The organism is Intestinimonas massiliensis (ex Afouda et al. 2020), assembly GCF_001244995.1.
Taxonomy (GTDB): domain Bacteria; phylum Bacillota; class Clostridia; order Oscillospirales; family Oscillospiraceae; genus Intestinimonas; species Intestinimonas massiliensis.
The window spans coordinates 1,755,412-1,768,809 of sequence record NZ_LN869529.1; the positions used below are offsets into that span (position 1 = coordinate 1,755,412).

Sequence of the window (13,398 nt, forward strand, 5' to 3'; positions counted from 1 at the left end):
TCCTTTACTTTTCCAAAGCTGCCTTCATTCTATCATCGCCGTCCGTCCTTGTCCACCTTTTGACGATACCAAATATAAGACAGGACCACCGGTGTCAGGGAGGCGGCGAGGACTCCCGCCAGCAGCACGCCGAAGGCCGCCTGTTCCGGCAGGAAGAGACCGCAGGGCACCAGCGCCGCCCCCAAGGCGAAAAACAGGATGCCCCCCGCCCGGTGGGTGCGGTTCCACACGTCGGGGTCGGAGAGGGTCCAGGGAGTCCTGAAGCCCAGGAAGAAATTGCTCTTCACCTTGGGCAGCCGGTTGCCCAAAAAGGCCAGTAACACCCCCAGCGCCAGGGTCACCACCCGGCCCACCGACAGCGTGCCGGGCCGGAGGGCCTCCACCAGGGTCACCGCCGTCAGGGTCAGCAGGAACAGCAGCAGGGCCGCGCAGAAGCCATCGTAGCAGCGCTGGAAGCGGGCGTAATTTCCCCTTCGGGGGTCCAGCCTGGGAAGCAGGCGCAGCAGCGCCGTCAGGGCCGGGGAGAGCAGGGCGAACAGCCACAGCAGGGCTTTCGGGCCGTAGGTCACCGTCCCGTCCAGACCCCAGTGCGTGGGCACCCGGTCGGGCAGAGCGCCGTAGCAGGCGGCCACCAGCGCCACAGGCGCCAGAGCCAACAGACACAGCACGATCCATGCGCTTTTTTTCGTCATGTGGCGTCCCCTCCCTGCAGCCCGGCAATCCAGCCGGTGATCTCGTCCAGCACTGTCATGTTGAGCTCGTAGTAGATGAATTTCCCCCGCTTGTCCTGGTCGATGAGCCCCGCCTGACGGAGCACCGCCAGGTGATGGGACACCGTGGCCCCCGTCATGGCGAACTGGGCGGCGATGTCTCCCGCCGTCCTGGCCCCATCCTTCAAAAGAGCCAGGATCTCCCGCCGGGTCGGGTCGGAGAGGGCCTTGAAGGTCTCCTGAAAGCCCATAAAACCGTCCCCCGTTCATTTTGATTTCTATCTAAATAAAATATAGCAGTCCGGCGCCAAAAAAGCAAGCGCGTTTTGATGGAAATCAAAACGCGCTTGCTCTTTCAGTCCTCCAGACGCCGCTCCAGGGCCTTGCGCACGGTCTTGAGCACCTTGAGCCGGGCATATTTTTTGTCGTTGCTCTCCACGATCACCCAGGGAGCGTACTCCGTGGAGGTCTTTTGCAGCATCTCGTCCACCGCCGCCTCGTACCGGTCCCACTTCTCCCGGTTACGCCAGTCCTCGTCGGTGATCTTGTACTGCTTCTCCGGGGTCTCCTGCCGGGCGGTAAACCGGCGGAGCTGTTCGTCCGGGTCGATCTGGAGCCAGAACTTCAGGACCACCGCCCCCCAGTCGCTCAGCTCCTTCTCAAAGGCGTTGATCTCATCGTAGGCCTGCCTCCAGCGCACCTCGGAGGTCAGGCCCTCAATGCGCTCCACCATCCCCCGGCCATACCAGGTGCGGTCGAAGAGCACCACATGGCCGTCCTGGGGCAGCTCCCTCCAGAACCGCCACAGGTAGTGGCGGGCCAGAGCGTCGGGCGGGGGCGCGGCGATGGGCACCACGTCGAACCCACGGGGGTCCAGGGCCCAGGACAGCCGCCGGATGGTGCCCCCCTTCCCGGCGGCGTCCCAGCCCTCAAAGCCGATGACCACCGGTACCTTTTCCCGGTAGAGGGCGCTGTGGAGCCTCTGGAGCTTTTTCTTTTCCTTCTTCAGTTCCCGGTGGTAGTCCTCGTCGGACACCTTGGGGCTCAGGTCCACGGCGGAGAGCGGAGGGACCTCCCGCAGGGGGAAGCGCCGGACGGCGGCAGGAACCGGCCGCGGGGCCCCCTCCCGGACGGCGGCGGCCAGGGCGTCCCGGATGATGGTCAGCACCTCCAGAGTCCCCGCCCCCTTCTCCTCGTTCCAGATGACATGCCAGGGGGCGTGGGGCGTGTCGGTGGCCTCCAGCAGCAGGTCGGCGGCCTCCAGATGCCGCCGGTAGTCCCGGTTGCGCCGCCAGTCCCGGTCGGTGACCCGCCAGGCGGTGGCCGGGTCGCCGGACAGCTTCTCCAGCCGTTTTTTCTGCTCCCCCTGGCTGATGTGCAGGAAGAACTTCAGGATCAGATAGCCGTCGTCTCCCAACTGCCGCTCGAAGATGTTCACCGACTCCAACAGCGCCCCGGCCCGGCCGTGCTCCGCCTCCATCTGCTCCAGCACCCGGCCGTACCAGCTTCGATCCAGCACGGCCGCCTCCCCCCTGGGGGGCAGATCTCTCCAGAAGGGCCACAGCAGAGGCCGCCGCGCCTCCTCGTCGGTGGGCTCCGCCGCCGAATAGACCTGATAGCCCCGGGGGTCCATCTCGGAGATGACCTTGGCGATCATGCTCCCCTTGCCCGCAGCGCTCCAGCCCTCAAAGACCAGGAGCACCGGCACCCCCGCCGCCCGCAGGGGCTGCTGCAGGGCGGCCAGCTCCTTCTGCAGGACCTTGATCGCCTTTTTTTCCGCTTCCCTGGGCAGCGCCGCCGCCCGTTCCTGTTTCTGTTCCAGCATGGTACGTTCCTTCTTTTCCGAGATTTTGTCCCACCACCGGCCCCAGCAGAAATCCGAGGAGATGGGCGGAGATGGGAGGAGGCCGGAGGACCGGGGCCGCCGTTGGGCCCTATCCCGCTCTATTCCGGTCTATCCTCTTCCTTCCGCTTTGCGCGGGGCCGGGTTTTCTGCTATACTGTAAACAGCAAAATGTGTGAGGAGTTTTATTATGTTTACCCGCAAGAGCCTGGAAAAACCGGTGTTTTTGTACCTTATCATCGTTTTGGGCGCCTGCATTCTCTCCTTCGGGCTTTACAACATCCATGAGCGCACCGGCGTCACCGAAGGCGGCGTGCTGGGCATGACTCTGCTGCTCCAGCACTGGTTCGGTCTTTCCCCCGCCATCACCAGCCCCGTTATGGACATCGCCTGCTATCTGCTGGCCTGGCATTTTCTGGGCAACGCCTTTGCCAAGTACGCCGTGGCGGCCAGTCTGGCCTTCGCCGCCTCCCACGCCCTGTGGGAGCAGTTCCCGCCCCTGCTGCCCGACCTGTCCACCTTTCCCATGGCCGCCGCCATTCTGGGCGCGCTCTTTGTGGGGCTGGGGGTGGGGCTGGTGGTGCGCATCGGCGGCGCCTGCGGCGGGGACGACGCTCTGGCCCTCACCATCGCCCATGTGAGCCGCTGGCCCATCTCCCGGTGCTACCTGTTCACCGATCTGGCGGTACTGCTGCTCTCCCTGACCTATATCCCCTTTGCCCGCATCGTCTATTCCCTGGTCACCGTCACCATCTCCTCGGTGGTCATCGGCCGGGTACAGCGTCTGGGCGTCCGGGCGCCCGAGGCGGAGACCGCCGTGGACGCCTGATTCCGTCTGGAAGCGGCGCGGCCCGAAGCAGAGTGCTTCGGGCCGCTTTTTTGCTGCTTATCGGTCCCACTTTTGGATGAGGGCCATGAGCTCCTTCTCGAACTGAGCCAGGTCCTTGTTGGTGCCGCCCTTGTTGTGGCGGATGGTCTCCAGCAGGTTCTGTCCGGCACTCTCCAGCTTCCGGTAGGCGGGAGAGCCGCTGACCGCGGACACCGCCTTGGGCGGCAGAGGCACTCCGGCCGCCAGCATCCGGTCCGCCGCCAGGTCGTAGACCTCCTCGTACTCGGCGGCGTGGGCGGAGATGCCCGCGTCCCGCAGGCGCTGGGCGAAGATCTCGGTCACCGGGGCGTCCCCGTGGACCACGAACACATGGCTGGGATGGGGGGCAAAGTGCCCGACCCAGGCCAGCAGGTGATCCCGGTCTGCGTGGGAGGACATACCCTTGAAGTTGACGATGCGGGCCCGGACGGCGATTTCCTCGCCGAACAGGCGCACGGAGGAGGCCCCCTCCAGCAGGGCCCGGCCCAGGGAGCCCTCGGCCTGGTAGCCCACGAAGACGATGGTGGACTCCGGCCGCCACAGGTTGTGCTTCAAATGGTGCCGGATGCGCCCGGCGTCGCACATACCGGAGGCCGAGATGATGACCTTGGAGGCTTTGTCCAGATTCAGGGCCTTGGACTCCTCGCTGGACTCGGTGAGGGTCAGGCCCGGGAACTGGAACAGCGCCCCGCCCTTCAGGGCCTCAATGGCGGCCTCGTCCAGATAGCCATGCAGGTCGCCGGAGAAGATCCGGGTGGCCTCGTTGGCCAGGGGGGAGTCCACGCAGACGGGGAAGTCCGGGTGGGTCCTCACCAGGCCCCGCTCCTTCATCTCACGGATGAAGTACAAAAGCTCCTGGGTACGGCCCACGGCGAAGGAGGGGATGATGACGTTGCCCCCCCGGGCAAAGGTCTCGTCGATGATGGCGGCCAGAGCCTCGGTATAGCTCTCCGGCACCTCGTGGAGCCGGTCGCCGTAGGTGCTCTCCATGACCACGTAGTCGGCCTCGTCGATGTACTGAGGGTCCCGGATGATGGGCTGGTCCCGGTTGCCCAGGTCGCCGGAAAAGACAATCTTTTTGGTGACCCCGTCCTCCATGAGCCACAGCTCCACACAGGCGGAGCCCAGCAGATGGCCCGCGTCCACGAAGCGCAGGCGGACTCCCTCGCACAGATCTACCAGCTCGCCGTACTCACAGGTGGTCACCAGCTCCAAGGCCGCCTCGGCGTCTGCGATGGTGTAGAGGGGCTCCACCGGCGCCCGGCCCGCCCGCTTGCCCTTCTGGTTCTGCCACTGGGCGTCGGACTCCTGGATGTGAGCGGAGTCCCGCAGCATGATGGACATGAGCTGCCCCGTCAGGCGGGTGGCAACGATCTTGCCGTGGAAGCCCTGCTTGACCAGCAGGGGAATGCGGCCGGAGTGGTCGATGTGGGCATGGGTGACAATGACATAGTCGATATATCCGGGGGCGAAGTCCAGCACCCGGTTGTCCCGCTCGTCTCTGCCCTGCTGGAGGCCGCAGTCGATGAGGATCTTCTTGCCGCCCACCTCCAGGCAGTGGCAGCTTCCGGTGACCGCCTTGGCCGCGCCAAAAAAGGTTAACTTCATGGGGCACCTCCCTGTTTTTCTATGCTACTATTCTAAACGTTTCCGCGCCGGGTGTAAAGGCCCTTGGTTATGTTAACGAAAAGTTAAAAACTGCGGGCCCCGGAGGGACCCGCAGTTTTTCTTCACAGATCCGCCGCCAGATCTCCTGCCCGGTACCAGCGGGCGCAGCCGTCGGCCTGAATGGTGGTGTAAGCTCTGGGGCCGCCCCACAGAGCCGGCGCGGAGGAGGCCTCCATACACCGATAGCTCTCCGTATCCAGGTACTCCACCCCGTTCTTTTCATAGGTCCGGAGATCGGACCCGTTCCGGGCCCAGAGCCGGGCAGGGAGAGGTATTGCTCCGCCAGGCCCGCATCCACTTTTGATCGAGATAGATGCGGCCATTGGCTTGTGGCTCCGACGTACTGGGCGGCAGCCTTGATGGCGGCCGGAACCGCCTCCTGCCGGCCAGCGTTCGGAGTCTCCGCCGCCGCAACCCCAACGGCAAGTGAAGCTTCTTTTCAAACGGAAAGGAGGCCGGTCAACCGGCCTCCTCCCGGGTGGGCAGCGTGAAAAAGTCCGCTGTCGCGTCAGTCTTATCAAACATCACATTGTACTGGAGCATCTCGTACTCCTTCAGGGCGGCCTGGGCCCCCGCGGAGAGTTGGCTGCGCCGGCGCACCCAGGTGCCGTCGGTGTCCCGGAAGCCAACGGCATTGACCACCGGCACCGTCTGGCGCAGCTCATTCAGAAATTGCTGGTAGCCGGTCTGGGGCAGGTTGGCGGTCTCGGCCAACAGAGCGGACAGGTAGTTGAGGGACAGCTCCAACCCCTCGGCCTCCGGGATGTCGTAGTTGGCCCAGATGACGAAGGGCACCGCCTGGCGCTTCTGGGCGGTGGCGGCGTCCCAGGTGTCCTCGCTGCCGCCCAGCATCTTGGTATAGAAGCTGGTGGCCACCTGGGGCTGGTGGTCCCCAAACAGGAGGATCATGGTGGGCTCCTCCACCTGGGAGAAATAGTCGATCAGGTACCGAAAGGCGTTGTCGCTCTGCTTGATGAGGGACAGGTACTGGTCCACGGTGGGGAACCGCCCGGCCAGCACCCCGGTGAGCTCCGCCGTCCGCTCCAGACCGTCCCAGGGCTTGTCATAGCCGCTGTGGTTCTGCATGGTGACGTTAAAGAGGAAGAGCGGCTGTCCCTTTTCCTTCTCCTCGTACAGACGGATCAGGCTCTCATAGTCGGACTGGTCGCTGATGTACTCCCGGATAAGGCTGGTGTCGGTGAGGTCGTCCTGAAACAGCACCGTGTCGAAGCCGAAGTCGGCGTATACCGCCCGCCGGTTCCAGCCGGAGGCCAGATAGGGGTGCAGGAACACGGTATCGTAGCCCAGGGCCTTCATCTGAGCGCCCAGGTTGGGGGTCCCGTCGGCAACGTAGAGGTGGAAGGGCACCGTGCCCTCCGGGAGAAAGGCGGTGGTGTTGCCGGTGAGGAACTCGTACTCCGAGTTGGCGGTGGTGCCGCCGAACACTGAGGCGTAGGCCGTTCCCCTGACGGTGTTCTCGCTCAGGGAACGGAAAAAGGGGAGAAAATCCTCGCTGACGGGCACTTCGCCCAGCACGCTCAAGTCGGAGAAGGACTCGTTCATGATGACGATGAGATTCTCCGGCCGGGTGCCCTGCGCCGCGGCGCCGGCGGCATAGCCCTCTGTCAGGCCGTCAAGGGCCTCCTGGGAGTAGCCCTCCGGCTCCGACACCCTGGAGTAGCGCAGACAGACCGAGAAATTGAGCAGGAAGCCGTTGCCCCGGGTGGTCCACATGGAGGGCTCGATCTCCAGTGCGGAGAGGAAGCCGGTGCCGAAAAAGACCGCCAGGTAGGCCGCCGCCACACCCACCGCGGGGAGGGTGATCCAAAGCCGCGGCAGGCTGCGGCCCTGCTGCCGGGGGAGCTTCCACAGCACCAGCAGGCACAGGGCCAGCACCAGCAGACACTGGAGCTGGGTGGCGTCCAGCCGGTAATCGTAGTTGCCGGCCACGTTGGCGGCGGTGCGCAGGGTCAGCAGATCGCCGGGGAAGATGGTGCGGCCCCGAAACCGGATGACGTAGCGGTTGGCCATGCCGATGGCGAAGCACAGGGTCAGGGCCGTCCCGGCGGACAGGTTCCGCCGCCCCAGCAGCAGATAGAGCCCGCAGGCGATCAGGTAATACCAGGCCAGGTTCAGGGCCACCTGGAGCTTGGAGAAGCTGGACCAGGGCTGGTTCCAGTTCATCTGCTCCACCATACTGTAGGAGACCAGAGGCCCCAGGGCAAAGCACAGCCGGGAGAGCAGCAGGCCCAGGCTGCGGCCCATGTCCACCCGCAGGGCGGTGAGGGTGCCGAAGGTCAGCGCCCAGAGTCCGGCGGGGATGGGGTCCATGCCGAACCAGAGCAGCCCGGCCAGCACGGCGGCAAACAGGGCCAGTCCGGCCCAGACCCCGCCCCGCCAGACCGCGACGGACAGGTGAAACCGGGACAGGGCATGCTCCGGCGTGGTATGGAATTTTGTGGGGTTGAGTACGCTCATGACGGTATCCTTTTCCTTTGAATCTGCAAAATTGAGTTACATTTTATACTTGCGCAGGGTAAAAATCAAGTAAGAGAGCCTTACGTTTTCTTTACGATTCATCCTATGGAAATAAGACGAGCCCCCGCCGGAAAAGTTCCGGCGGGGGCTTCTTTTCTGTTTTGTCACAGCGTTTCCTGGACGATCTGGGCTTTGATGAGGTTGGTGGAGCCGCTCTTGCCGATGGGCACGCCGGCGGTGATGACCACGGTGTCGCCGGGCTTCACCATGCCCTCCTTGCGGGCGCACTCCACGCACAGGGAGAACAGCCGGTCAGTGGAATCCACCGTGCCGGACAGGCAGGGCTTCACCCCCCAGGAGATGGCCAGTTGCCGCCGGACCTTCTCGGTCTGGCACATGGCCACGATGGGGCAGGGGGGGCGATAGCGGGAGATCATCCGGGCGGTGTGGCCGGAATTGGTGGCGGTGAGGATGGCGTTGGCTTCCAGGTCCATGGCGGTCAGGCAGCAGGTATGGGTGATGGCGTCGTTGATGGTGCTCTCGGGCACGGTCTTGCGCTCCCGGAAGCGGCCCCAGTAGTCGATGGCCCCCTCGGCGGCGGTCACGGTGTCCACCATGGTCTGCAAGGCCTCCACCGGGTACTTGCCGGAGGCGGTCTCGCCGGAGAGCATGACGCAGGAGGTGCCATCGAACACGGCGTTGGCCACGTCGGAGACCTCCGCCCGGGTGGGACGGGGGTTGCGGATCATGGAATCCAGCATCTGGGTGGCGGTGATGACCGGCTTGCCCTCCCGGATGGTGGCCTTGATCATCTTCTTCTGGAGGATGGGCACCTCATGGGCGGGGATCTCCACCCCCAGATCGCCCCGGGCCACCATCACGCCGTCGGCCACCTCGATGATATCCAGCAGGTTGTCCACGCCCTCCCGGTTCTCGATCTTGGCGATGATGCGGATGTCATCCCCGCCGTACTGGTGCAGGCACTCCCGGATGTCCCGGATGTCGCTGGCCTTGCGGACGAAGGAGGCGGCCACGAAGTCAAAGTCGTTCTCCGCGCCGAACTTCAGGTCCTCCCGGTCCTTCTCGGTCAGGGAGGGCAGCAGGATGTGCACGTCGGGGATGTTGATGGACTTGTTGCTGGACAGGGGGCCGCCGTTGTCCACCGAGCACAGGATGTCGTGGCCCCGGATCTCCCGGACGCTCAGCTCGATGAGGCCGTCGTCCACCAGCACCCGGTGGCCCGGCTTGAGCTCCTCGTGGAGGTTCTGGTAGGTGACGGACACCCGCCGCCCGTCACCGGGCACGTCGTCGGTGGTCAGGGTAAAGTCCTGCCCTCTCTCCAGGGTAATGGGGCCCTTTTCAAAGGTCTTGATGCGAATCTCCGGCCCCTTGGTGTCCAGAATGGTGGCCACCGGGACCCCCATCTCGTCTCGGACTCGCTTGAGCTTGGTCAGTTGAGCCAGATGGCTCTCGTGGGTGCCGTGGGAAAAATTAAAGCGGGCGGCGTTCATGCCCGAACAAATCAACTGGCGGATGATCTCCTCGCTGTCCGCCGCGGGCCCGAGGGTACAGACGACCTTGGTCTTTCTCATAAAATGCGAACCTCCCATGTTCCTTTGTATGGCGGTCAATTCTTTCAATCGAAACCTCGCTTGCTATCATACTACAGGCGGCGCTATTTTTCAAAACAAATTTTTGTGAATTTTATAGCTTTTCGTATTTCCCGGAAAAAGTCCGAAGGACGGCCCGGCGCGCCGCGCCGGAACCGCCCTGTGCCCCACATGTTATTTCTCCGCATCCGGGTCCGGCTGCGGTTCCCGCCTGGACACCAGGGCCCAGTCCACCCGGCGGTCGCTGAAGTCCTCCACATGGATGTGCAAGCCGCAGGCGTCCACATCGAACTGGGCGCCATCCTCGGGGATCACCGAGAGCTGGTCGAACACCAGCCCGCCCAACGTGTCGCACTCCTCGTCCTCGGGAAACTCCAGGCCCAGGGCCTCGCCCACGTCCTCCAGGTCGGCGGAGCCTGCAATCCGCCACAGGTTGTCCTCCAACTGGACGATCTCCTGGTCCTCCTGCGGGTCAAACTCGTCGTAGATGTTGCCCACGATCTCCTCCAACAGGTCCTCCATGGTCACCAGGCCGGAGGTACCGCCGTACTCGTCCACCACGATGGCCATATGTACCTTTTTGCTCTGCATGTCCCGGAAGAGGACGTCCGCCCGGACCGACTCGGGCACGAAATAGGCGCTGCGCAGCAGCTCCTTCACGGGCTTGGGCGCATCCAGCCGGGCGTTGAGCAGATAGTCCCGGGTGCTGAGGATGCCGATGATGTCGTCGGCATCCTCCTCATAGACCGGAAACCGGGACAGCCCGGAGGACCGGATGGTCTCCATGATCTCCTCGTCGGTGTCGCCGGTCCAGACCATCACCATATCGGTGCGGTGGACCATCACATCCTCGGCCACAGTGTCGTTGAAGTCAAAGACGTTTTCGATCATCTCTTTTTCGTCGGCCTCCATGGCGCCTTTTTCCTCGCTGATGTCCATAAGCGCGCGGAGCTGCTCCTCGGACACCGATTCCCGGCCCGCGTCGGGCCGGATGCGGGTGATGCGGAGGAAGGCGTTACAGGCGGCCTCCAGCCCCCGCCGAAAGGGCTTGACGGCGGCGGCGAGCAGGGCGCCCGCCAAAAACAGGGCCGCGCCGCAGAGTATGAACGGCCATACCGGGTCCGGCATGGAGGATTCCCCCTTAAAACAGTCATTTCAGCCGGAATTTCTTCGCAAAAGGCTCCAGCATATTCATGATACAATACTATGGCCTGAAATGCAAATTTTTTCACGGAAAAGTTCAAAAGCGCCCTCCGTTATGATATAATAGCCGCTGCATGGCCGCGCTATGCGCTTTTGGGCGCCGCCGCTGCCCTTCTTTCAACTTTTTGCGGAGATGATGTTTCCATGAAGCTGTCTGCGGACATGCTGCGCGCCCACGGGCTGGATCTTTTGGATTTTCTGCGCCGGGGTGTTTTCGCCGTTCTGATCGGCCTGCTGGTCGGAGCGGTGGGCGTGGCCTTCCACTTTGGTATCGACCTGGTCACCCAGCTCCGCCAGGCCCACAACTGGTTCATTCTGCTGCTGCCCGTCGGCGGTCTGGCCATCATTCTGCTCTACCGGGCCTGCGGCATGGAACAGGATCGGGGCACCAACCTGGTGCTGGTGGCCGTCCGGGAGCACGAGCCCATGCACCTGCGCACCGCCCCCCTCATCTTCCTGTCCACCTGTATCACCCATCTGGTGGGCGGCTCTGCGGGCCGGGAGGGGGCCGCCCTCCAGTTGGGGGCCTCCATCTCCAACAAGATCGCCCACGCCATGGGCGTGGAGCCGGAGGAGGGCCGGATGCTCACCGTCTGCGGCATGGCCGCCGCCTTCTCCGCCCTCTTCGGCACCCCCCTCACCGCCGCCCTCTTTGCGCTGGAGGTGGTCCACGTGGGGGTCATCCAGTACGCCGCCCTGGTCCCCGCCTTTCTCTCCTCCCTGGTGGGCTATCTGCTGGCGGGCTGGATGGGGGTGGCCCCTACCGCCTACGCCGTCTCCGGCCTGCCCGGCCTGGCTGCCGGACCTCTGGTCCAGGTCATCGTCCTGGGCGGTCTGTGCGCCCTGCTGTCCATCCTGTTCTGCAAGACCATGCACACCGTGGGCCGCCTCTACGCCCAGTTTTTGCCCGATCCTCGGCTCCGGGCAGTCGTGGGCGGCTGCATCATGGTGGCCCTGTCTCTGCTGGACGGCGGGCTGGCCGACCAGGTATACAACGGCGCGGGCGGCAATCTCATCGAGGCCGCCGTCAACGGGAACGGCGCAGGGGTGGCCCCCTGGGCCTTCCTGGTCAAGATCCTCTTTACCACCCTCACCCTGGGGGCGGGCTTCCGTGGGGGCGAGATTGTCCCGACCTTCGCCTGCGGGGCCACCTTCGGCTGCACCGTGGCCCCTCTGCTGGGACTGTCCCCCTCCTTCGGCGGAGCGGTGGGCGTGGTGGCTGCCTTCTGTGGCGTCACCAACTGCCCCCTGTCCTCCATCCTTCTGGCCTATGAGCTTTTCGGCGGCCGGGGCCTGCCCCTGTTCGCCCTGGCTATCGCCGTGTCCTACCGTCTGTCCGGCTATACCGGGCTGTATAGCGAGCAGCAAATCGTGTATTCTAAAATCATCCCCAGACAAATCAACAAGAAGGCGGAGTGACGCAATGCGCAGCACCCTTTATACCAATGGCAGTATTTTGACCATGGAGCCCGGTCCCCGGCCGGAAGCCCTGCTGGTCACGGACGGGCGGATCGCCGCGCTGGGCGGGGCGGCTACCCTGTCCGCCCTGGCTCTGGATGCGGAGCGGCGGGATCTGGCGGGCGGAGCCCTGCTCCCCGCCTTTCTCGACGCCCACTCCCACATCACCGCCCTGGCCGCCACCATGGGTCTGTGCGACCTGTCCCCAAGCACCAGTCTGCACCATATGGCGGATATCCTGTGGACTTTTGAGGAGGATACGGACCCGCCCGCCGACGGCTGGATTCTGGGCTTCGGCTACGACCACACCGCCCTGGCCGAGCGGGCCCACCCCACCCGACAGTTCTTGGACGCCGCCCTACCCGGGCGGAAGGTCCTGCTCACCCACGCCTCGGGCCATATGGGGGTCGCCAGCACCGCCGCCCTGCGCGCCATGGGCATCACGGCGGACACCCCCGACCCGGAGGGAGGAAGGATCGGCCGGGAGGCCGACGGCAGAACCCCCTCCGGCTACCTGGAGGAAACTGCCTTCCGCCTGGCTGCGGCCCGGGTCCCGGCGGCTCCCCAGGCCGACCCGCTGGCCGGGCTGCGGCTGGCCCAGCAGATCTATCTGTCCCAGGGCATCACGCTGGTGCAGGACGGGCTGACCGGCGCGGGTGAGTTTCAGCTTCTCCACGCCGCCGCCCGCACCGGCACCCTGGCGGTGAACGTGGTGGGCTATGCCGACCTGAAAAAAGCCCCAGAGCTCTCTCGCCAGTCGGAGTTCTGGCAGCGGACCAGCCGTCGGCTGCGGCTGGGCGGCTACAAGATCCTTCTGGACGGCTCTCCCCAGGGCCGCACGGCCTGGATGCTGGAGCCCTACGCCGGCGGCGCGCCCGATGACCGGGGCTACCCCGCATACACCGACGAGGAGGTCACCGGCTTCGTCCGTACTGCCCTGTCAGAAGGGGTGCAGCTTCTGGCCCACTGTAACGGGGACGCGGCCTGCGCCCAGTTCATCCGCTGCTGCCGGGCTGCCCAGGCGGCGGAGGACCGCCCTGTCCGGGACATCCGTCCGGTGATGATCCACGCCCAGTTGGTCACCCCCGGCCAGTTGGCCGAGCTGAAGGAGCTGGGCATTCTCCCCTCCTTTTTCGCCGCCCACCTCTGGTACTGGGGGGATGTGCACCGGGAGAACCTCGGTCCCCGCCGGGCCGCCTCCATCAGTCCGCTGGCTGCCGCCGTCCGGCTGGGCCTGCCCTTTACCCTGCATCAGGACACCCCCGTCATCGCCCCCAATATGCTGGAGAGCATCTGGTGCGCCGTCAACCGAATTACCCGGAATGGCGGGGTGCTGGGGCCGGAGTACCGCATCTCCGCCTATGAGGCGTTGAAAGCAGTCACCGTCCACGCCGCCTGGCAGTATGCTCTGGAGGGGGAGCGGGGCTCCCTGGCCCCGGGCAAGACGGCGGACCTGGTGCTCCTGGACCGGGACCCCACGGCCGTGGAGCCCATGGCCATTCGGGACATCCGGGTGCTGGAGACCATCCGGGAGGGAGAGACCCTGTACCGAGCCTGAGC

At 64.9% G+C, this 13,398-nt stretch carries 11 protein-coding genes; 3 read left to right on the forward strand and 8 right to left on the reverse strand.

The annotated features are described in order from the left end of the window. Positions 1–32 precede the first annotated feature (32 nt). The 3 genes from BN2154_RS12420 to BN2154_RS12430 all read right to left on the reverse strand — a co-directional run bounded on the left by BN2154_RS12420 (position 33) and on the right by BN2154_RS12430 (position 2,535). Positions 33–692 carry an SdpI family protein gene (locus BN2154_RS12420; RefSeq protein WP_050619079.1) on the reverse strand — a complete coding sequence of 220 codons (660 nt, stop codon included), beginning with the start codon at positions 690–692 and terminating at the stop codon, positions 33–35. Beyond that, positions 689–961, reverse strand: coding sequence for an autorepressor SdpR family transcription factor (locus BN2154_RS12425; protein ID WP_050619080.1), 273 nt, complete (start codon positions 959–961; stop codon positions 689–691). Before BN2154_RS12425 ends, BN2154_RS12420 begins: the two co-directional genes overlap by 4 nt. Before the next feature lie 104 nt (positions 962–1,065). After that, positions 1,066–2,535: a phosphate--AMP phosphotransferase gene (locus BN2154_RS12430; protein ID WP_050619081.1), complete on the reverse strand. Its 1,470-nt coding sequence runs from the start codon at positions 2,533–2,535 to the stop codon at positions 1,066–1,068. 208 nt (positions 2,536–2,743) lie between these two features. Here BN2154_RS12430 and BN2154_RS12435 point away from each other — a divergent pair, with 208 nt between their 5' ends. Next, entirely contained in the window at positions 2,744–3,382 is a 639-nt protein-coding gene (locus BN2154_RS12435) for a YitT family protein (RefSeq protein ID WP_050619082.1), read from the forward strand. Positions 3,383–3,439: 57 nt separating this feature from the next. Here BN2154_RS12435 and BN2154_RS12440 read toward each other — a convergent pair whose 3' ends face one another. The 5 genes from BN2154_RS12440 to BN2154_RS12455 form a co-directional block, all read right to left on the reverse strand. Beyond that, the gene (locus tag BN2154_RS12440; RefSeq protein WP_050619083.1) at positions 3,440–5,029 is read right to left on the reverse strand and encodes an MBL fold metallo-hydrolase RNA specificity domain-containing protein; all 1,590 of its coding nucleotides are present in this window, start codon (positions 5,027–5,029) and stop codon (positions 3,440–3,442) included. Between the two features lie 122 nt (positions 5,030–5,151). Next, entirely contained in the window at positions 5,152–5,412 is a 261-nt protein-coding gene (locus BN2154_RS15855) for a hypothetical protein (protein ID WP_154666697.1), read from the reverse strand. Positions 5,413–5,548: 136 nt separating this feature from the next. Continuing rightward, entirely contained in the window at positions 5,549–7,567 is a 2,019-nt protein-coding gene (locus tag BN2154_RS12445; RefSeq protein WP_242853754.1) for an LTA synthase family protein, read from the reverse strand. Between the two features lie 164 nt (positions 7,568–7,731). Beyond that, positions 7,732–9,159, reverse strand: coding sequence for a pyruvate kinase (gene pyk / locus BN2154_RS12450; protein ID WP_050619084.1), 1,428 nt, complete (start codon positions 9,157–9,159; stop codon positions 7,732–7,734). Positions 9,160–9,351: 192 nt separating this feature from the next. After that, complete coding sequence (locus tag BN2154_RS12455; protein ID WP_050619085.1) at positions 9,352–10,305, reverse strand: hemolysin family protein; 954 nt, start codon at positions 10,303–10,305, stop codon at positions 9,352–9,354. Between the two features lie 219 nt (positions 10,306–10,524). Here BN2154_RS12455 and BN2154_RS12460 point away from each other — a divergent pair, with 219 nt between their 5' ends. Together BN2154_RS12460 and BN2154_RS12465 are read left to right on the forward strand one after the other, a co-directional pair. After that, complete coding sequence (locus BN2154_RS12460; RefSeq protein ID WP_050619086.1) at positions 10,525–11,799, forward strand: chloride channel protein; 1,275 nt, start codon at positions 10,525–10,527, stop codon at positions 11,797–11,799. 4 nt (positions 11,800–11,803) lie between these two features. Further along, the gene (locus BN2154_RS12465; RefSeq protein ID WP_050619087.1) at positions 11,804–13,396 is read left to right on the forward strand and encodes an amidohydrolase; all 1,593 of its coding nucleotides are present in this window, start codon (positions 11,804–11,806) and stop codon (positions 13,394–13,396) included. Positions 13,397–13,398 lie beyond the last annotated feature (2 nt).

Bases quoted from the DNA above. Each gene is read 5' to 3' on its own strand.
- BN2154_RS12420 (WP_050619079.1), bottom strand. From the start codon at position 692: ATGACGAAAAAAAGCGCATGGATCGTGCTGTGTCTGTTGGCTCTGGCG.
- BN2154_RS12425 (WP_050619080.1), bottom strand. From the start codon at position 961: ATGGGCTTTCAGGAGACCTTCAAGGCCCTCTCCGACCCGACCCGGCGG.
- BN2154_RS12430 (WP_050619081.1), bottom strand. From the start codon at position 2,535: ATGCTGGAACAGAAACAGGAACGGGCGGCGGCGCTGCCCAGGGAAGCG.
- BN2154_RS12435 (WP_050619082.1), top strand. From the start codon at position 2,744: ATGTTTACCCGCAAGAGCCTGGAAAAACCGGTGTTTTTGTACCTTATC.
- BN2154_RS12440 (WP_050619083.1), bottom strand. From the start codon at position 5,029: ATGAAGTTAACCTTTTTTGGCGCGGCCAAGGCGGTCACCGGAAGCTGC.
- BN2154_RS15855 (WP_154666697.1), bottom strand. From the start codon at position 5,412: ATGGCCGCATCTATCTCGATCAAAAGTGGATGCGGGCCTGGCGGAGCA.
- BN2154_RS12445 (WP_242853754.1), bottom strand. From the start codon at position 7,567: ATGAGCGTACTCAACCCCACAAAATTCCATACCACGCCGGAGCATGCC.
- pyk (WP_050619084.1), bottom strand. From the start codon at position 9,159: ATGAGAAAGACCAAGGTCGTCTGTACCCTCGGGCCCGCGGCGGACAGC.
- BN2154_RS12455 (WP_050619085.1), bottom strand. From the start codon at position 10,305: ATGCCGGACCCGGTATGGCCGTTCATACTCTGCGGCGCGGCCCTGTTT.
- BN2154_RS12460 (WP_050619086.1), top strand. From the start codon at position 10,525: ATGAAGCTGTCTGCGGACATGCTGCGCGCCCACGGGCTGGATCTTTTG.
- BN2154_RS12465 (WP_050619087.1), top strand. From the start codon at position 11,804: ATGCGCAGCACCCTTTATACCAATGGCAGTATTTTGACCATGGAGCCC.